Annotated in this window: 18 protein-coding genes and 1 tRNA gene; 18 read left to right on the plus strand and 1 reads right to left on the minus strand. The window is 40.0% G+C overall.

The window, feature by feature from the left end; translation table 11 throughout:
* Positions 1–80 precede the first annotated feature (80 nt).
* The 7 genes from glgB (at position 81) to G628_RS0107475 (ending at position 6754) form a co-directional block, all read left to right on the plus strand.
* Positions 81–2543 (plus strand): 1,4-alpha-glucan branching protein GlgB, encoded by a 2463-nt coding sequence (gene glgB, locus G628_RS16750; protein WP_051199079.1) that lies wholly within the window; start codon positions 81–83, stop codon positions 2541–2543.
* 298 nt (positions 2544–2841) lie between these two features.
* A complete protein-coding gene (locus G628_RS0107450; protein WP_027208853.1) occupies positions 2842–3270 on the plus strand; it encodes a hypothetical protein in 429 nt (142 codons plus the stop codon).
* Between the two features lie 14 nt (positions 3271–3284).
* Positions 3285–3608: a hypothetical protein gene (locus tag G628_RS0107455; protein ID WP_027208854.1), complete on the plus strand. Its 324-nt coding sequence runs from the start codon at positions 3285–3287 to the stop codon at positions 3606–3608.
* Positions 3605–4252: a DUF5081 family protein gene (locus tag G628_RS0107460; protein ID WP_027208855.1), complete on the plus strand. Its 648-nt coding sequence runs from the start codon at positions 3605–3607 to the stop codon at positions 4250–4252. The genes G628_RS0107455 and G628_RS0107460 overlap by 4 nt, the downstream gene beginning before the upstream one ends.
* Positions 4245–4562, plus strand: coding sequence for a hypothetical protein (locus tag G628_RS0107465; RefSeq protein WP_027208856.1), 318 nt, complete (start codon positions 4245–4247; stop codon positions 4560–4562). Before G628_RS0107460 ends, G628_RS0107465 begins: the two co-directional genes overlap by 8 nt.
* Before the next feature lie 11 nt (positions 4563–4573).
* On the plus strand, positions 4574–6247 hold the full coding sequence (locus G628_RS18475; RefSeq protein WP_081670599.1) for a pre-toxin TG domain-containing protein: 1674 nt from the start codon (positions 4574–4576) through the stop codon (positions 6245–6247).
* A gap of 198 nt (positions 6248–6445) precedes the next feature.
* Positions 6446–6754 (plus strand): hypothetical protein, encoded by a 309-nt coding sequence (locus G628_RS0107475; RefSeq protein ID WP_027208858.1) that lies wholly within the window; start codon positions 6446–6448, stop codon positions 6752–6754.
* Positions 6755–6978: 224 nt separating this feature from the next.
* Here the strand turns inward: G628_RS0107475 and G628_RS0107480 are convergent.
* Positions 6979–7051 (minus strand) — tRNA-Thr (locus G628_RS0107480).
* Between the two features lie 470 nt (positions 7052–7521).
* On the opposite strand from G628_RS0107480, the gene G628_RS0107485 reads away from it, so the two are divergent.
* The 11 genes from G628_RS0107485 to fliE all read left to right on the plus strand — a co-directional run bounded on the left by G628_RS0107485 (position 7522) and on the right by fliE (position 19221).
* Entirely contained in the window at positions 7522–8046 is a 525-nt protein-coding gene (locus G628_RS0107485; protein WP_026654721.1) for an adenine phosphoribosyltransferase, read from the plus strand.
* A 5-nt stretch (positions 8047–8051) separates the two neighbouring features.
* The gene (locus G628_RS0107490; RefSeq protein WP_051199080.1) at positions 8052–10337 is read left to right on the plus strand and encodes a RelA/SpoT family protein; all 2286 of its coding nucleotides are present in this window, start codon (positions 8052–8054) and stop codon (positions 10335–10337) included.
* Positions 10337–10990 carry an MBL fold metallo-hydrolase gene (locus G628_RS0107495; RefSeq protein ID WP_034461953.1) on the plus strand — a complete coding sequence of 218 codons (654 nt, stop codon included), beginning with the start codon at positions 10337–10339 and terminating at the stop codon, positions 10988–10990. The genes G628_RS0107490 and G628_RS0107495 overlap by 1 nt, the downstream gene beginning before the upstream one ends.
* Position 10991: 1 nt before the next feature.
* The gene (gene hemZ / locus G628_RS0107500; protein ID WP_026654725.1) at positions 10992–12389 is read left to right on the plus strand and encodes a coproporphyrinogen dehydrogenase HemZ; all 1398 of its coding nucleotides are present in this window, start codon (positions 10992–10994) and stop codon (positions 12387–12389) included.
* Positions 12390–12419: 30 nt separating this feature from the next.
* A complete protein-coding gene (gene hypB / locus G628_RS0107505) occupies positions 12420–13097 on the plus strand; it encodes a hydrogenase nickel incorporation protein HypB (RefSeq protein WP_026654726.1) in 678 nt (225 codons plus the stop codon).
* 225 nt (positions 13098–13322) lie between these two features.
* On the plus strand, positions 13323–14480 hold the full coding sequence (locus tag G628_RS0107510; protein ID WP_026654727.1) for a GGDEF domain-containing protein: 1158 nt from the start codon (positions 13323–13325) through the stop codon (positions 14478–14480).
* Positions 14481–14599: 119 nt separating this feature from the next.
* The gene (gene topA, locus G628_RS0107515; protein ID WP_051199081.1) at positions 14600–16714 is read left to right on the plus strand and encodes a type I DNA topoisomerase; all 2115 of its coding nucleotides are present in this window, start codon (positions 14600–14602) and stop codon (positions 16712–16714) included.
* Positions 16715–16852: 138 nt separating this feature from the next.
* Positions 16853–17632 (plus strand): GTP-sensing pleiotropic transcriptional regulator CodY, encoded by a 780-nt coding sequence (codY, locus tag G628_RS0107520; protein ID WP_026654729.1) that lies wholly within the window; start codon positions 16853–16855, stop codon positions 17630–17632.
* A 313-nt stretch (positions 17633–17945) separates the two neighbouring features.
* A complete protein-coding gene (gene flgB, locus G628_RS0107525) occupies positions 17946–18341 on the plus strand; it encodes a flagellar basal body rod protein FlgB (RefSeq protein WP_026654730.1) in 396 nt (131 codons plus the stop codon).
* Between the two features lie 45 nt (positions 18342–18386).
* Complete coding sequence (flgC, locus tag G628_RS0107530) at positions 18387–18833, plus strand: flagellar basal body rod protein FlgC (RefSeq protein WP_026654731.1); 447 nt, start codon at positions 18387–18389, stop codon at positions 18831–18833.
* 46 nt (positions 18834–18879) lie between these two features.
* Complete coding sequence (gene fliE, locus G628_RS0107535; RefSeq protein ID WP_026654732.1) at positions 18880–19221, plus strand: flagellar hook-basal body complex protein FliE; 342 nt, start codon at positions 18880–18882, stop codon at positions 19219–19221.
* Positions 19222–19223: the final 2 nt, after the last annotated feature.

Raw genomic sequence — 19223 nt, forward strand, 5'->3', positions numbered from 1 at the left:
TGCAATTAATGGTACAATTAACTAAATAAAGGTTATATTCAGATTGTATTTAGATTGTATTTGATTTGGAGGGCATCACAGTGAACAGTAAATTGTACAAGATGATGAATTGGCCGGAAATTGAGGAAATTATCTACTCTGACGGAGATAATCCTCACAGAATACTTGGAGCGCATAAGGTGGGTTCCAATTATCTTGTTCAGGCTTTTTTTCCTGATGCTGTATCTGTAAGCGTGTATGTCGACAATCATAAGAAGTCGTATGAGATGGAACTTGCCGATGAGGCGGGATTCTATGCTGCGATCGTTCCTTATGTTGAGAAGTTAAAATACAAATTTATTATTAAGGGTGTTGACGGTAGCGAGACTACCGTTGTAGATCCTTATTCTTTCGAACCGCTTCTTGAGCGCGAAGATTTTATCAAGTTTGGAAGCGGAATTCATTATCATATCTATGAAAAACTCGGAGCTCATCCGATGAGGCGCGGAGGTGTGAACGGAACGCAGTTTGCTGTCTGGGCACCTTCTGCAGCCAGGGTGAGTGTTATCGGAGATTTCAATAATTGGGACGGACGTCTTTGCCAGATGCGAAGGCTCGATCCTATCGGTATTTTTGAGATATTTATCCCGGGAGCAAAAGAAAATGACGGCTATCAGTTCGAGATAAAGACAAGAAGCGGTCTTGTGTTTAAGAGACCCGATCCTTATGCGACTGAGTCGAAGGGCGAAAACGGTATTATTTCTGTAATTAATAAGCCGAGATCTATTGCGTGGACGGACCAGAAGTGGATGACGCAGCGCAGAAAGTTTGATAAGGATATGAGTTCTCTTTCTATCTGTGAGATCTCTATTGAGGCGTTTGCGGACAGGCATAACGGCAAGACCGGATTTAAAGAGATTACGGCGGATATATTGGAATATGTAAAAAATCACGGCTTTGATACGGTTGAGCTTATGCCTGTAATGAAGCATGTGCCGGAGCATTTTTATCATATTCTTAATTTCTATGCGCTGGATGAGTCGAACGGAACTGCGGAAGATTTTATGAACTTTGTAAATACGATGCACAACGAAGGTATCAGGGTGATTCTTGACTGGGTTCCGACATTCTTCCCTAAGGCATCGTTTGGACTTAGTGATTTTGACGGAAAAACTTTATATGAATATGAGGATCCGAGAGTGGGCATCCGTCCTAAGTCGGGAGATCTTATTTTTGACTACGGAAGGAAAGAAGTTACGAATTTCCTTATCTCGAATGCTCTTTTCTGGATTGAGAACTATCATGTGGACGGTCTCAGAACGTCGGATATCTCAAGGATTCTTTATCTTGATTATGACAGAAAGCCCGGCGAGTGGATGCCGAATATTTATGGCGGAAACGAGAATCTGGAGGCGCTTGAGTTTCTTAAGCAGCTGACGGAGAATGTGCATAAGAATAATCCGGGAGTCCTTTTGATCACAAAAGAGACTGCGTGCTGGCCTCAGGTTACCGATTCTGTTGAGAACGGCGGACTTGGCTTTGATTATAAGTGGAACAACGGCTGGACAAGGGATTTCCTCAGCTATATGAGGAACGATCCGCTGTTTAGGGCGGGACATCACGATGAGCTGACATTCAGCATGATCTATTGCTATACTGAGCGATTTGTTCTTGCATTTACGCATGAGGAGCTTGAGAAAGGACTTGAGGGGCTGTATTATATGATGCCCGGAGATTCCTATCAGAAGCTTGCAAATTTGCGACTTGCGCTCAGTTATATGATGGTGCATCCCGGCAGAAAGCACATTTACATGGAGCCTGATGCGCTTACGATCGACCAGGCGGTTTATATTGAAAATATGCTCAGTAAGCTGAATGAGATATACAAGGCTAAGCCGGCGCTTCACGAGGCGGACAGCTCAAACGACGGCTTTGAATGGATCAACAATATGGCGGCCGATGAATGTATGGTCTCTTTTGCAAGGAAGAGTTCCGATGAAAAAGAGATGCTTATCGTTGTTGCCAATATGGCCGGAATCGAGAGAGAGATTGAGGTCGGTGTTCCCGCTGACGGAAGATATACGGAGGTCTTTAACAGTGATGATATTTCTTACGGCGGAAGCGGAATGCTTAACGAAGGCAAGCTTGCTGCTGTCAGAAAAGAAGTTGACGGAAGAGATTATTCTTTGAAACTTAGACTTGCCGCTGTTACCCTTGCGATTTTCAGCTACGTTCCTTATTCCGAGCAGGAAAAGAAAATCCGTGCGATAAAGGAAGAGGAAGAGATAAAGAAGGAACAGGAGCGCAAAGAAAAGATTGAGGCTTTGAAGGAAAAACAGAATGAAGAAGAGAGGAAGCTTTTGAACGAGCTTAAGCTCAAGTATGAAAAAGAACTTGCGGAACAGGAGCGGGCTATCGAAGAAAAGTACGAAAAGATAGAGGAAGAGCGAATCTGCGATATTGTCTCTAAGGAGGCGATAAAGAGTATTTCGTCTTCTTCAAAGTCAAAGTCGAAACGCGGGAAGTCTTCGGGTTCGGGGAAAAGTAAAAAGAAATTGAATTAGAATAAGTGAGTGGACAGATAAAAAAGTTGAAATTTCTTTTTTGTCTGTCCGACTTTTTTATACCTCCAAATGTACCCCCATAGCGTAGATGTGTCATATGAAAACACTTTAATTTAACTTCAAAATTAATTGACTGTGGTTCAAATAAATGTTACATTGTATGTAATGTAAAAGCGTATGGGAGTAGTCGAATAATTAGGGGAATCAAAATTGCATTATCTAATAATGTTGCCTAATAGTGCTGTTTTGGCAACTGTTCATACATGCTATTACAAAATAAGATGTTACAGAGGAGAGAATGGTGGGATATCATATATGGAAGTGGAGACGAGTGGGGCTTGATACATCTGATTTTGATGAGGCTGATGCAAATGTTAAGAAATTTGAAAAACTTCTTGATAAGCTTGATGAACATTTGGGCTATATAAAGTTCTACAGAGAAAACGTTGACGATTATTACACAAATGTGCGTTGTACTCTGTCTTCATGCAATGCTGGAACTGCAGGGCATCTTTTAGATTTCTATGTAAAAAAAGTAGACCAGTGGTGGGCATATAAAGATGATTATTACGGCAGGATTTCAAGTGAAATTGAAGCTGCTTTTGTAATGCGGTCAATTGTAGCAAGTAAGCTTAGATACTGGAGAGAAGTTCGTGATAATGAAGCAGACGATCTTGATGATAAGCTGGAAGAAATAGAATCCCATCGAGAAAATGAATATAGATAACAGGAGAAGGTTATATGTCGACAGTATTTAAATGTGATGGAACAAGCATGGATGCAGTAAAGAAGGAACTTGCTGATGCGCGTGTTAGCATGATGAAAGCATATTTTGCAGGTCTAAAACTTCAGGAAGAAATTGTAGGAAAGCAATACTGGACAGGTAAAACACAAATGGTTGCCGAGGCTTTCCTTAATATACTGATTCAGTATCAGACTGCGCTCCACGGTCCTGACGCTCCTCAGGCAGAAGCTATTGAAGCGCTTAACGAACTTGATAAGAATCTTGATGATTATTATGAAAGTTGGAAGGAGTATCAAGATTTGGAGGCAAGAAAGCTATGAGGTTTACATCTGACGAGCTTTTGTTTCTTAATTCAATAACGCAGGAATCTGCACCGTTTGGTGTATTCTTTAACAAGATAAAAAAAGAAGATGGAAAAGAGAAGGCTGAAATTGCAAAGGCAGAACTTATAAAGAAGGGAATTATTACTGATAAGGGAATTACCGCATTTGGCTTTGGTATGATTAAAATTTGGGGCGAATACTGTAATGCCTACAAATATCTTGTGATAAATAGAACACTTATTGGACTTATAGATGAACGTAGATGCATTGTTGTGTACAGAGACGGTGCCGGTTATGAAATTGCAAGTGGCGACAAGGCGGAGATAATTTATGCATGCCTTAAAGAATATGATTTTTTGCGGCGGGCTGATGATAAGACTGTGCCAGAGTTTTTAAAAGAAGATGTTGAGTACGATGATATTGTGAAAAAGATACATGAACTAGGCGTAAATGCAATGAACGTCGGTGTTTTCCCTAAAGGAAGGAAGCCGGGCGAAGAAGGTTTTTTTTATTATGATAAAAAAACAATTTATCATTACAACCTGCATACAAAGACGGAACGGATTGTCAACCCTTCGTCAGCAAGAAAATATCTTATGGAAAAACTCGATATAAACATGGAGGAATATGCAAATGGCTGATAAAGAAGAAATTAAAGTAGGCGTTACTCTTCTTGACTATGAGTCTGAAATCCAGAATATAATGTATGATCTTACGGATGCACTTACGCATGTGAGTAAGGTGGAGGAATACCTTAATAATGATGCGTATATCGGAAGTGCACAGGTTGAGATGCAAAGTTATGCTTCCTCTTTATATAGGCATATCGACAAGATAAATACGATGTATGCAAGCCTGTTATCGTACATTGATGTTACACTTTCCAAGATGGATGAAAAAGATGCTGCGATAAGTCAGTGGATAAGAGAACACAGAAATGATTTTGTGTAAGAGGGTAATGAATGAATAGAGAAGAAAATAAGCAGGTTGACGGGGGATTTATCGGTAACAGTGCTATCTGCTTTTGCCCGAGTGATCTAGCTGATACCCTGCATTCGATTAATAATGAGTTGGCTATAATAGATGAGCTTTTGTTTGATGCCGGAGTAGAAAGTATACAGCACATCGATCAGACAGACAATATTGAATATAGCGTAGGCATGCTTGCAGAGCTTTTGAAGTTTTCAGATACTCTTGAGACGTATTCAAAAGAGCATATTGATAAACCACTTTTTAAAAATTTCAATTTGCGTGCAACTGAAGATATAAGTAGAATAAAAGTTGAGGATTTTTCGACCAAAAACACTATCGGAATAATGAATAGCTATTATGATCAAGATGGTCAGAAGTTCACTGGACCTAAAGAGAATCTTCGACTTTCTGATTTCATAGGACCATACAGCGTAAATGGCGGAGCTGGGCTTTCAAATGTTCCTTCGGAGTTTATTGATTTTTCTAGGTTTTATGTGAATGTCTATAATCAAATAAAAGAAAAATTAGTTTATGACAGCGGCAAACCGATTCCATTTGAAGCATATCTTAAGCAGCTTACAATTGCTGGCGAATTTAATCACAAAAAGAATCAGCCTTTTGCGGAGGCTTTCTCAAACCTTCTTGACCTTACTATCATAAAGCCGCTTTTTGAAGTGTGCATAGGCGAAGACATCATTACAGGTGAAGATCTTTCGGACTTTGAACGAGGAATGAAAGGTGTAGGTGCTGTTGTAGATGTTGTATCATTCGGACAGTCGGGAATATTCGAACTTCCAGCAAAATTAGCCATAAAAAGATTCGGTATGCAAATTGGAATTGAAGTTGCATCAAACCAGATGTCGTACTGGACAGGATATGCATGCAATGAGATGAAAGTTCCAATGCCGTTGACATTGCTCTTCGCTATAATGGCAGGTAAAGGCACAAGTGATGTGTTGCAGGAGGCTTTCTTTGAGGAAAGTTTAGATATACTTGCAACTACAGGTGAAGAAGTAAGAAAATTGGATGATCTGACAGAGCTTAGGAATGAAAAGTTCAGTAGAATAGCGCCGACAGCTATTGACAAAGAGTATGACACATCGCTGTATGTTTGCATTAATGATCAGCAAAGAGATGTGAATATAGCGTATGAAGACTTCTTGAGACAGTTGCAGGAGCTTGAAGATGATACGAGTATAAAAATTTCATATGGAACAAATGATATGTCATATTATTTGTATAATATGGTTGAAAATCCCGGACCATTAGCAGATATAAGGGATAATCCTGCTAAGAATTTTTTTGGTGGAAGATATAATGTGGAAATTCTTTCTGAAGATAGAATATATTATAGAGGAGGGCAAAATGGAAAACCATTAGGACAGTGGTTTACATCTTTACCGCCGGAATCTGTCACGAAGGTAAGAATAGATACTGCTGTTAAAGAACAATGGATTTCAATTAAAACTGGAGAGCTAGAGGGAAAATCTGTTGTTGATACTGTTTATGCGGTTAAGATTCCAAAAGGAACTAAAGTATATACAGGGCCAGTTGGACCACAAGGTGGAACGTATTGTGGAGGTTACGATTTTAATCAGACATTTATTGAAGAACCGTGGAAAATTAAAGGAGTTGAAATTATTAGTGCACATTCTTTGAATTAAAGTGTTATGATATCTTAGATGAAATTACAGAAATCCGCACTGGATGCGGATTTCGTGAGAATATGATTCAGGTGGCAAATAGGCCCTGCGACGAAGTCGCTTTGAATGGCCTGTTTACAAGCATCTTGAATCTTTGATTCAAGATGTCATAGATTTTTAATCTTATTGTTGAGAACTCGACAGAATAGGGAAGGGAAAATGGAATATAAAAAAATAGTAACTTTACTTGAAGAGCTTGAATTATTGCTAAAAAAATACGGGGATAATTCGATTATATATTCATATAGGATTGTTCAAAATCTAATTGAAATACTTAATTCAGAAGCGACAGAATCAGAAAAAAAGGATTTCTTTATACGAGGATATAATCAGTTATATCCAGGAAAAGGTGGGCTTTCGGAGTTTTATGTTTGGGATAATGACTATGAAAAGAGAATGGAAATAAATGAACCATTTGATAGAATCCATGATAGCTTATGGGAGATAGTAAGAGAATATGGTGCTTAGAAGTTGAATATACTAGTACATTGTTAGCAAAATTAACTGGATTAATTTGCTGAATGCTATCGAGTAAGTAGTAATGGATTTGGTATAGTTATTTAAAGTAACGATGTATTAGGAAACACAATTATTCATGCTTTGAAATCAGATTTTTGAATTAAAAAACAATCAAAAAATAGCAGCCATGCAGCATTTAATAAACTTCCGGCATGGTTGCTATCTTTTTTTAGAGCTGGAAAAGGGACTTGAACCCTCGACCTACTGATTACGAATCAGTTGCGCTACCAACTGCGCTATTCCAGCACATGTGAGTCATAAAATTCACACAAAAGAGATTATACAATCCTTAATGGCTTTTTGCAAGGTGGAAAATGCTTAGTATGCACAGCTTTTGATATGTTCATTAAACTCCCAAATGGCAGGAAGGCATATTTTTAAACATTGTGAGAGAGCTTAGCTTTTCATGAGGTTTCCGAAAATGCCACAAAAATTCTGCTTTGAGGCTCACTGTTTGACGGCCGACTTCGTAGAAGTCGACCGGAGTTTTGAGCCGATAGAATTTTTGTGACATTTTTGGAAAACCATGAAAACAAGCGATGGAACAGTTTAAATATATACCTTCCTGCCATTTGGGAGGACTATAACACCGCAAACAGCCTGTGCAAGATAAACAATATTCGCGGAAAGCCGCAATTTGTGATATAATTTTAAGTTGAAAAATTATTTTTATGTGATAACGCACGTTTGGTGCATATTTCAGAGAGGACTATTCAATGAAAGAATTAAAAGATTACGTCAGAACTATTCCCAATTTCCCTGAAGAAGGTATTATGTTCAGAGATATTACATCGGTACTTCAGGATCCCGACGGATTCAAGCTTGCCATCGATGAGATGATGGACCTTGTAAAGGATCTTGATTTTGATGTTGTTTTGGGCGCTGAGTCAAGAGGATTCATTTTCAGTGCACCTATTGCATATGCAAGAGGAAAGGGACTTGTTCCTGTTCGTAAGAAGGGAAAACTTCCTTGCGAGACTATTGAAGTTGAATATGACCTTGAGTACGGAAAGGCTGTACTCGAACTTCATAAGGATGCTATCAAGCCCGGACAGAAGGTTCTTTTGGTAGACGATCTTATGGCTACAGGCGGAACAATCGAGGCTATGATCAAGCTCGTTGAGAAGCTTGGCGGTGAAGTTGCAGGAATCCTTGTTCTCATGGAACTTAAGGGATTAAAGGGCAGAGAGAGGCTCAGTAAGTACAGACTTGATTCTGCAATAAGCTACGAAGGGAAGTAATTTGCATGCCACAGGACTTCGATGATGGAAAAATTGAAGCCATTGAGGAATTCCAATCGCCTGACAAACTATATGAAGGACTTATTGCGAGGGTAAGAAAATACCATCCGTCCGACGACATTACTCTAATTGAAAAGGCGTATCAGGAAGCGGCTGAGGCTCATAAGGAGCAGCTTAGAAAATCGGGTGAACCATATATAATTCACCCTCTTTGTGTTGCCATAATTTTGGCAGATCTTGAAATGGACAAAGAGACTATAGCTGCGGGCCTGCTTCATGACGTCGTTGAAGATACCATACTTACCAAAGAGCAGATAGAAGAGAGTTTCGGAGCCGATGTTGCGCTCTTGGTTGACGGTGTTACAAAGCTGACTGCTTTGCAGCTTCATGCCAACAGCGATATGGGCAACAAGACTCAGGAACAGATTGATATGCAGGCGCAGAACCTGCGTAAGATGTTTCTTGCTATGGCAAAGGATATCAGAGTTATTCTTATCAAGCTTGCGGACAGACTTCACAATATGCGCACGCTTGAGCATATGCCTCCCGTGAAACAGTCGAGGATAGCGCAGGAGACTCTTGATATTTATTCGCCTATAGCCGGAAGGCTTGGTATCAGCCGTATCAAGGTTGAACTTGACGATCTTTCGCTTAAATATCTTAAGCCCGACATTTACTACGATCTTGTTGAAAAGGTTGCGATCAGAAAAAACGAGAGAGAAAAGTATGTTGAGGATATTTGCGTTAAGGTAAGAGAGGCTATTGCAGACGCCGGTATTTCCGGAGAAGTAAACGGAAGAGTTAAGCATTTTTTCAGCATCTATAAGAAAATGCGCAATCAGAACAAGACTCTTGATCAGATATACGATCTTTTCGCAATAAGGATCATTGTCGGAACCGTTAAGGATTGTTATGCGGCACTTGGTGTTATTCATGAGATGTATAAACCGATTCCCGGAAGATTTAAAGATTACATCGCAATGCCTAAGCCAAACATGTATCAGTCACTTCATACGACACTTATCGGTCAGACAGGACAGCCTTTCGAAATTCAGATAAGAACTTATGACATGCACAGAGCTGCTGAATACGGTATCGCTGCGCACTGGAAGTATAAAGAAGCTTCGGATGGCAAAAAAGCTGAAAACGGCGAAGAGGAGAAGCTCACATGGCTTCGTCAGATCTTGGAATGGCAACAGGACATGTCTGACAACCAGGAGTTTATGAATCTCTTGAAGAGTGATCTTAATCTCTTTTCAGAGGATGTTTATTGCTTTACTCCTACGGGAGAAGTTAAGAATCTGCCGGCAGGCTCCACACCTATCGACTTTGCGTACAGCGTTCATTCCGCTGTGGGTAATAAGATGATCGGTGCCAAGGTCAACGGCAAGCTCGTTCCGATTGATTATAAGATTCAGAACGGCGACAGAGTTGAGGTTATCACCAGCCAGAATTCAAGGGGGCCCAGCAGAGACTGGCTCGCCATTGCGAAGGCTACTTCAACCAAAAACAAGATCAATCAGTGGTTCAGAAATGAACTTAAGGAAGAGAATATCGCAAAAGGAAGAGACCTTCTCATCGAGTATTGTAAGAGTAAGGGAATAGATCTTTTTGCAATATCCAAGCCTGAATTCCAGGCTATAGTAATAAATAAATACGGATTCCATGATTGGAATGCCGTGCTTGCGGCTGTTGGACACGGCGGACTTAAAGAGGGCCAGATCATCAACAAGATGCTTGAGCTTGGTGAAAAGGATCACAAGCGCAACATGACTGATGAAGAGGTTCTTGCAGCAGTTGCCGAGTCAAATATCACGCCTCAGGTTTCAAGTTCCGATAATGCCATCATCGTTAAAGGCGTTCATGATGTTGCGGTCAGATTTTCAAAGTGTTGCAATCCTGTTCCCGGCGATGAGATATGCGGTTTTGTAACAAGAGGCCGCGGAGTGTCGATTCACAGAAGAGATTGTGTCAATGTTATTAAGATGCAGGAAGAGGACAAGACAAGGCTTATTGAAGCAAAGTGGCAGTCCGATTCCCAGAGCGGTGGAAAGTATGTTGCGACTATCAAGATATTTGCCAATAACAGAAACGGTCTTCTGGCCGATATTTCCAGGGCACTTACGGAAAAAGATATTGATATCATTTCAATGAACACAAGAACAAGTAAACAGGGACTTGCCACAATGGAGATGTCTTTCAAGGTTTCTTCGAGAGGACAGCTTCGCGGCATTGTCGATAAGATCAGAATGATCGAAAGCGTAATTGACATCGAAAGGACTACGGGTTGATGAGTAAGCATAATATACAAGTCGGAGTTTTGACTCTGGGAATGGTGGCTACAAACTGCTATTTTGTTTTTGATGCGGATAATACCGATGAAAACGGCAAAAAGCATGCTATCGTTTTTGACCCTGCGGACGCCGGTGCGAAGATTTATGATGAACTTTCGAAAAATGATATTGTTGTTGATCTGATTCTTTTAACCCATGGTCATTTTGACCATATAATGGGAATTCCTGAGCTTAAAGAACTTACGGGTGCAAAGGTTGGATGTTATGAGAAGGAAGCTGCTATATGCAGCGATCCTCATCTCAACCTTTCTGTTTCTTTTGGCAGTAATTTTGGCGTTAAGCCTGATATTACATATAAAGATGGCGATGTTATCGAAGCTGCGGGACTTTCCTGCAAGCTTATCGCTACACCCGGTCATACATCGGGCGGATGTTGCTATCACTTTGAAGATGATAATGTACTTATTAGCGGAGATACATTATTCGAAGAATCGGTCGGAAGAACCGATTTTCCTACGAGTTCTACAAGTGAGCTTGTAAGGTCTATACGAGAAAAGTTATTTATCCTTCCGGATGAAACAATCGTTTATCCGGGACACGGAGAGATGACCAGTATCGGACATGAAAAAGAGTACAATCCTTATGCATAATATGATCAAGATAATTATTCCCGAAGATAAATACGGATATGATATACATTCGCTTTTTAAAGCTTTTTTTCCTGAGGAGAATGTTAAAGTCATTGTTTCTCCCGACGGAAATTACGAGGCTGAAGAAGGCGATAAAATCTATAATATAGATGTTTCCGTTTCGAAAAACGATCTTAAAAAGAATATATACAGGCTCCTTAGTCTTGAGACCAAAAAAGAGCTCCCGTGGGGGAATCTTACGGGTATAAGGCCGACCAGAATTGTTATGAACCTCATCGAGCAGAATATGAGCGATGAGGATATATTTATGTATATGAAAGACAATTATTATACGAGTGATGAGAAAACTGCGCTCAGTCTTTCGATTGCACACAGGGAAAAAGAGATATTAAAAAATATCGATTATGACAACGGTTACAGTCTTTACATCGGTATTCCTTTTTGCCCGACAACATGTCTTTACTGCTCGTTTACGTCGTATCCGATCTGCTCGTATGCGAATATAGTTGATGATTATCTTAAGTGCATAATGAAAGAGATTGATTATGTGGCTGAGAATTTCAAGGGCAAGACACTTGATACGATCTATGTCGGAGGGGGAACACCCACAACGCTTCTTCCGGAGCAGATAGAGAGGCTCCTTGGATATGTTTACGATAAGCTTGATGTGTCAAAGGTAAAAGAGCTTACGGTTGAGTCGGGACGTCCTGATTCGATCACAAGAGAAAAGCTTGCGACCATGAAAAAAATGGGCGTTACAAGAATTTCCGTAAATCCCCAGACTATGAGGGATAAGACGCTTGAACTCATCGGAAGAAGGCACACTGTAAGTCAACTTATCGATGCCTATAATATGGCAAGAGAAGAAGGTTTTGATAATATTAACATGGATATTATCCTTGGACTTCCTTATGAAACTGCAGATGATGTCAGATATACCATGGATGAGATAAAAAAGCTTGATCCCGACGACCTTACGGTTCATTCTCTTGCGATCAAAAGAGGATCCAGGCTTGCCGAAGTTCTGAAGCAAAAAGAATTAAAAGGTGAACTAAAAGGAGATGTCTTTTCATCTATCCAAAATACTGAAGAGATGATGAAGATTGCATCCGAGGGAGCACTTTTCATGGGGCTTACACCGTATTATCTGTACAGGCAGAAAAATATAAGCGGTAATTTTGAAAATACGGGTTATGCGCGTTCGGGAAAAGCGGGAATCTACAATATACTTATTAATGAAGAAGTTCAGTCAATTGTTGCACTTGGTGCGGGAACCGTAACAAAGAGAGTGTACGGATATGACGGCAGAATAGAGAGATGTGATAATGTTAAAGATGTTAAACTCTACATGTCGCAGATTGATGAAATGATTCAGAGAAAGAAAAATCTATTTTCATAATTTAAAATTAAAAAACGGAGGTTTTATTTTATGGGAAATGTAAGAATTATAGATCTTAAAAGAAGTATTTTTGAGAGTAACGACGAGGATGCGAACAAGTTAAGAGAAGAGTTAAAAAGAAGCAAGACATTTCTTTTGAATCTAATGTCATCCCCGGGAGCAGGAAAGACAACGACTCTTTCACAGACAATATCCAAACTTAAGGATAAATACCGCATTGGCGTTATGGAAGCCGATATAGATTCAGACGTTGACGCACTTAAGATACAGGAGACGGGCGTAAAGGCAATCCAGCTCCATACCGGCGGAATGTGTCATCTTGATGCCGACATGACAAGGCAGGGGATCAATGCTCTCGGAGTAGAAGACGTTGATTTTGCTATACTTGAGAATGTCGGAAATCTTGTTTGTCCCGCGGAGTTTGATACCGGAAGTACCAAGAACGCCATGATCCTCTCTGTGCCTGAGGGAGATGATAAGCCTCTTAAGTATCCACTGATGTTTTCTATATGTGACGTGGTTTTGATAAATAAGATCGATGTCATGCCATATTTTAATTTTGACCTCGAAAAATGCAAAGAATACGTTTGGATGAGAAATCCCAAAGCCAAGATAATTCCTATATGTGCGAAGACCGGTGAGGGCTTTGATGAGTGGATTTCCTGGCTTTCTGAAAACATAGACAATGCAATCGATGGTCGGAACTAGAATTGATGCAATTTTATAATATCTACTGTTTTTGTTTAGAGAATTTTTATAAAATATGCATAAATCTGCACCAATACTCGCAAATCCTACACTGACATTTGTGTATTATGACTAAGACGTCTTGAAAAAAATAGACCCCCGTAGTAAAAATGTATAAGGGTTTTGTTTAGGAAATTGTGGCATGTGTTTCATGGTTTTTTTCTTAAACTAATAGGGGGATTTGCTATGGATATGGCGTTCTTAGGGGATTTAGTGATTAATGTCTACACATTGTTTCTGTCTCTTATGTTACTGTTCTTCCAGGAGAGGGGCAGAAAGTCACATTCCAGTGTAGCTTATATCAGGTTGATCGGAATACTGGCCATCTTGGTCGGGGTTTCCGCTTTGAGAGACGTTGCAAGTCTTTCAGACGGAAACTTCATATTCCTTTCGAAGTTGTCCAATTATCTGATATATGCCCTGGATCCGTTCAGCTTCCTGTTTGCAATTAAATATATTGACAGTTTCGTTACCGCCGATGACAGGAACGGCCGAAACGCATATATTAACCCTATTATGATCTATGCGATCTTTAACTGCATACTTGTCGCTCTCGATGCGCATCTGTCCAAAGGGTGGTTTTATATAAGCTACAAGACGGGTTATGAGAAGGGAAGTTTGTATATGTTAAGACTTTTTATGCAGATCATGTCATGTGCGATAATTTTCGCGTTTATAACTGTATATAAGAGCTACATTCACAAATGGTACGTGGCTCCGATACAGGCTCTTCCGGTTATTTTAGTCACGGGAGAATTTCTGCAGTATTTTATTCCGTATATCAATTTCGCCTACGCATCTTCTGTGTTCGCGTTTATGGTTCTCTTTATTTATGTTCAGAGAAGAGATATCCATATGGATTACCTGACGGGTACGGTGAACAGGAGAGGAATAGATGCCGCGCTTCGAAGGGCTATGGCCGACAGTGCCGAGAATCCTTTCTGTGCGGTCATGATCGATATTGATTACTTTAAGCTCATAAACGATAATTTTGGACATAAGGTCGGAGATGAGGTTCTTGAGGGTATCGCGGCTATTCTTCTTAACACATTTGACAAGAAGGATGTAGTCGGAAGATATGGCGGAGACGAGTTCTGCATTATAACTCATATGACCGATGAACTCGAGATTGAAAAGAGAATTCATCAGGTTAAAAAACTTGTTGAAGATTTTGAGTGGAGCAACCGTGGTAAAATGGATCTTTCAGTGAGTGCCGGAATTGCCATTTACAGCAAGGAAATGGATATGCACGGCAAAGATTTCATGGAATTTGTTGACAGCAGAATGTATGAGGAAAAGGCGCTTCATCATCTGTCCAAGCAGGTTAAGGTGGCAGCAAATTGATAATAATTTATTAAAGGGGTTGACGAAAACTTTAAAAATGTATATTAATAAGAACGTGAGTTTTAAGCGGAACTAACATAATTAACAATTAATATATATGAAGGGGCATAATTTAAACAATGGCAAGTAGCAAGCGTACAGCGGATAAGAAAAATTCGCTTCTTATTGTTGAGTCACCCACAAAGGTTAAAGCTATAAAGAAGTTTTTGGGCTCAGGATATGAAGTTGCGGCAAGTAACGGTCATGTCAGAGATCTTCCGAGAAGTCAGATGGGGGTAGATATTAATAATGACTTCGAGCCTAAATATATAACCATCAGGGGAAAGGGCGATGTTCTCGCTACTCTCAGAAAGCAGGTTAAGAAGGCCAAGTGCGTATATCTCGCAACTGACCCGGACCGAGAGGGTGAAGCAATTTCATGGCACCTTATCTCGGCTCTTAAATTAAACGAATCAGATGTTAAGATACAGAGAGTGACATTCAATGAGATCACCAAGAATGCCGTCAAGGAAGCAATGAAGCATCCAAGAGACATTGATATGAATCTCGTTGATGCACAGCAGGCAAGAAGAGTGCTTGATCGAATGGTTGGTTACAGCATTTCACCTCTTCTCTGGTCTAAGATAAAAAGAGGCTTAAGTGCCGGAAGAGTGCAGTCTGTTGCGCTCAGGATCATAGCAGACAGAGAAGAAGAGATTGATTCTTTTATTCCCAAGGAATATTGGACACTTGATGTCAATCTCAAGATTAAAGGCGAAAAGAAGCCTATCGTAGCTCATTACTACGGAACAACCGAAGAGAAAAAAGAAATTGAGAGTAAGGCAGACCTTGATGCTATCTGCGCTTCACTTAAGGGCAAGAAGTTCAAGGTTACGGATATAAAGAAGGGCGAGAGAACCAAGAAGGCTCCGCTTCCTTTTACAACATCAACACTTCAGCAGGAAGCTTCCAAATCGCTCAACTTCTCTACACAGAAGACAATGCGTGTTGCACAGCAACTTTACGAAGGAATCGACCTTGGAAAAGAAGGCACTGTGGGTCTTATCACATACCTCAGAACAGATTCCACACGTGTATCTGATGAAGCTGTTGCAGCTGCAAATAACTATATCTCCGAGAATTTCGGAGAAGAGTATCTTGCTTCGGGAGCAGGTGCCAAGAAGCAGGAAACTAAGATTCAGGATGCTCACGAAGCGATCAGACCTTCTTATATTGACAGACATCCTGTTACTGTAAAAGAATATCTTTCAAAGGATCAGTTCAGACTCTATCAGCTCATATGGAAAAGATTCATGGCTAGCAGAATGGCTGCCGCTAAATATGAGACAACATCGGTTAAGATAGATGCCGGAGAACATAGATTTACAATGGCTGCGTCCAAGACTGTATTTGACGGTTTCCTTAACGTATATACCGATGAGGACGATCAGGTTGAGAAGAATGTTATTTCTTCCAATCTTAATGTAGATTCTGAGCTTACATTTGAGTCATTCGATGAAGACCAGCACTTTACACAGCCGGCTCCTCATTACACAGAGGCTTCTCTTGTTCATGATCTTGAGGCTCTCGGTATCGGAAGACCAAGTACTTACGCGCCTACAATCTCTACGATCATTGCAAGACACTATATTACAAAGGAAAATAAGAGTCTTTACATCACAGAGCTTGGACAGGCTGTAAATAAGATGATGAATGACGCTTTTCCTCAGATTGTTGATGTTAACTTTACTTCCAACATGGAATCACTCCTTGACGGAATTGCCGACGGAGAAGTTAAGTGGAAGACTGTTATCAGAAACTTCTATCCCGATCTTGATAAGGCTGTTGCCGATGCGGAGAAGGAAATGGAAAAGATCCAGGTTCAGGATGAAGTGACAGATGAGATCTGCGAAGTTTGCGGAAGAAATCTTGTTATCAAGTACGGCCCTCACGGTAAGTTCCTTGCTTGCCCCGGATTCCCCGAGTGCAAGAATACCAAGCCTTACTATGAGAAGATAGGTGTACAGTGTCCTAAGTGCGGCAAAGATATCGTAATGAAGCGCACAAGAAAGGGACGTATTTTCTACGGATGTATCGACAATCCCGAGTGCGACTTTATGTCCTGGGCAAGACCTGTTGCAACTAAATGTCCTAAGTGCGGAAGCCTTATGGTTGCTAAGAGCAGCAAGTTGGCATGCACAAATACAGACTGCGGATTTGTGTGCAACAAGGACGAACTCGAGAAGAAAAACTAGTTGATTGAATATTTAGAAAAATTTAGATTTTTTTCATAATTGTAGGCGCTTTATTGTTTGAAGCGCCTATATTTTTATGCTAAGATTACGTTAAGACACCGTGTAAACATTTCTTTTTGATAATAGAAGGAGATTCTTATGAGTAGTGTTCAACTACTGGATAAAACCCGAAAAATCGGAAAACTGCTTCATAACAGTAACTTGGGTAAAGTGGTATTTAATGATATCTGCAGGGTTTTATGTGATATTCTCTCATCAAACATGTTTGTCATCAGTAAGAAGGGAAAGGTTCTTGGAATCGGAGAGAGTGCCAGCGTTGAATCGTTAAGCGGATTGCTCGTTGACAGCGTAGGTTCTTTTATCGACCCGATGCTCAATGAGAGACTTCTTACCATTCTTTCAACAAAGGAGAATGTCAATCTCGAGACTCTTGGTTTCGAAGGGATTGACAGCAGTAAATTTCAGGCGATTATTACTCCCATAGAGATTGCCGGAGAAAGACTCGGTACTCTTTTTATCTATAAGACGGATAAACCTTATGATATCGATGATATTATTCTGTGTGAATACGGAACGACGGTTGTAGGACTTGAAATGCTCCGCGCAGTAAATGAAGAGAATGCGGAAGAGAGCAGAAAGCTTGCGGTTGTAAAATCAGCGATCGGAACATTGTCATTCTCCGAGATGCAGGCAATCATCCATATCTTTGATGAACTTGACGGAATGGAAGGTGTGCTTGTAGCAAGTAAGATCGCGGACAGAGTCGGAATCACAAGAAGCGTTATCGTCAATGCCCTCAGAAAATTTGAGAGTGCCGGCGTTATCGAATCCAGATCTTCGGGAATGAAGGGAACATATATCAAAGTAATTAACGATGTTGTCTTCAGCGAGATCAAGAAACTAAAACAAGAGATGTAATTGTCCGATATATATATAGAACAGCATAAAATACGGATAGTATCAGTGATGAAGGGATTTATCGAAAGGTAGACCCCTTCTTTTATTTGGATAAAAAATAACATAGAAAAACGTTTGTTTAATATTAATATTAATTTTTATGTTTAATTAAGTTGTGTTTAAAATAAGTTTTCGTACTTCATTTAGTAGTTAATTTTGAAATTAGGCACAATATAAAGTATATTTTACTTGTATTTTAGCTAAAAAAATTCTATTATAAATATAAGTATGATACATAAAGTGTACCCATCTTTATGATTTAAGGAGGAAGAAGATGATCAATAGCAGTGTTTTTGATTATATCAATGTCTTGGATAAGGCTTCTGACGCGTCTTGGACAAGAAATGAGATTATCGCGAACAATATAGCGAATGTAGACACTCCGGGGTACAAGAGACAGGACCTGAATTTTGAGGATGAGCTTGAGAGAGCACTCGGGCATTCAAGATACAGGACCATGGACCAGAAAGTTTCGGATTTAAAGGATAAGCATTTAAAAGCAAGAGTTGTCAACGACTACTCGAGTTTCTCTTACAGGACCGACAGAAATAATGTTGACATAGATACTGAGAATGTCACACTTGCAGCTAATCAGATTAAATATCAGGGACTTATGGCAGGACTTAATTCTGAGTTCAAGAATCTTCTTGCTGTTACTAAGTCTTCGTAATCATTCATACATTATTTTTTATTTATTTCATAGGAGGTAACCGGTATGAGTATTTTCGATTCTTTCAACATCAACTCATCAGGAATGACTGCTCAGAGATTCAGAATGGACATTATCTCTGAAAACATTGCCAACGCAAATACAACAAGAACACAGGATGGAACTCCTTATGTCAGAAAGGTAGTTACATTTGCAGAGAAAGGCTCACAGACTCCTTTTTCAAGGATATTGAACGAAAGACTTGACCACTATTCGGGAAGAGGTGTCAAGGTTACTAAGGTTCAGGATGACACATGGACACAGATGAATATTGTCTACGATCCTTCACATCCCGATGCCGATGAAAACGGATATGTGACTTATCCAAATGTCAATACGGTTACAGAGATGACAAACCTTATTGATGCAAGCAGATCTTACGAAGCAAATGCTACAGCTTTCAATGCAAGCAAGAATCTTGCTACCAGAGGTCTTGAGATAGGAAACGGCTGATACGGTATGGTTTAAACTAAACCGTTAATTTTGGAGGTAGTATTTAATGGCTTCACTTGATATATCACAACTTAGGAATGTAACTTCACAGGCAATCAAGAATGCAGAGAAGACAAACAGCAGAGTCTATAACGTTTTGGGGAACAATGATGACTCGGCAAACTCTTTTTCTTCGATCTTTGATCAGGCTGTGCAGAACATAAATACAACAAATGCATATCTTTCAGATGCCGAGAATGAAGAGATAAGATGGGCTCTTGGCAAGACTGACAATACGCATGACCTTACCATCGCGCTTCAGAAGGCTCAGACTGCGCTTCAGTATACTATCGCTGTGCGTGACAAGGCCCTGGCTGCATACAGAGAGCTGACACAAATGCAGATCTGATC

Source organism: Butyrivibrio hungatei NK4A153, from assembly GCF_000424465.1.
Classification (GTDB): Bacteria; Bacillota; Clostridia; order Lachnospirales; family Lachnospiraceae; genus Butyrivibrio; species Butyrivibrio hungatei_A.

Coding starts and splice junctions, on each gene's coding strand:
- G628_RS0107475 (WP_027208858.1), top strand. CDS start 6,446: ATGGAATATAAAAAAATAGTAACTTTACTTGAAGAGCTTGAATTATTG.
- G628_RS0107490 (WP_051199080.1), top strand. CDS start 8,052: ATGCCACAGGACTTCGATGATGGAAAAATTGAAGCCATTGAGGAATTC.
- flgC (WP_026654731.1), top strand. CDS start 18,387: ATGAGTATTTTCGATTCTTTCAACATCAACTCATCAGGAATGACTGCT.
- topA (WP_051199081.1), top strand. CDS start 14,600: ATGGCAAGTAGCAAGCGTACAGCGGATAAGAAAAATTCGCTTCTTATT.
- G628_RS0107455 (WP_027208854.1), top strand. CDS start 3,285: ATGTCGACAGTATTTAAATGTGATGGAACAAGCATGGATGCAGTAAAG.
- G628_RS0107465 (WP_027208856.1), top strand. CDS start 4,245: ATGGCTGATAAAGAAGAAATTAAAGTAGGCGTTACTCTTCTTGACTAT.
- G628_RS0107495 (WP_034461953.1), top strand. CDS start 10,337: ATGAGTAAGCATAATATACAAGTCGGAGTTTTGACTCTGGGAATGGTG.
- codY (WP_026654729.1), top strand. CDS start 16,853: ATGAGTAGTGTTCAACTACTGGATAAAACCCGAAAAATCGGAAAACTG.
- G628_RS0107450 (WP_027208853.1), top strand. CDS start 2,842: ATGGTGGGATATCATATATGGAAGTGGAGACGAGTGGGGCTTGATACA.
- hemZ (WP_026654725.1), top strand. CDS start 10,992: ATGATCAAGATAATTATTCCCGAAGATAAATACGGATATGATATACAT.
- hypB (WP_026654726.1), top strand. CDS start 12,420: ATGGGAAATGTAAGAATTATAGATCTTAAAAGAAGTATTTTTGAGAGT.
- G628_RS0107485 (WP_026654721.1), top strand. CDS start 7,522: ATGAAAGAATTAAAAGATTACGTCAGAACTATTCCCAATTTCCCTGAA.
- flgB (WP_026654730.1), top strand. CDS start 17,946: ATGATCAATAGCAGTGTTTTTGATTATATCAATGTCTTGGATAAGGCT.
- G628_RS18475 (WP_081670599.1), top strand. CDS start 4,574: ATGAATAGAGAAGAAAATAAGCAGGTTGACGGGGGATTTATCGGTAAC.
- G628_RS0107510 (WP_026654727.1), top strand. CDS start 13,323: ATGGATATGGCGTTCTTAGGGGATTTAGTGATTAATGTCTACACATTG.
- G628_RS0107460 (WP_027208855.1), top strand. CDS start 3,605: ATGAGGTTTACATCTGACGAGCTTTTGTTTCTTAATTCAATAACGCAG.
- fliE (WP_026654732.1), top strand. CDS start 18,880: ATGGCTTCACTTGATATATCACAACTTAGGAATGTAACTTCACAGGCA.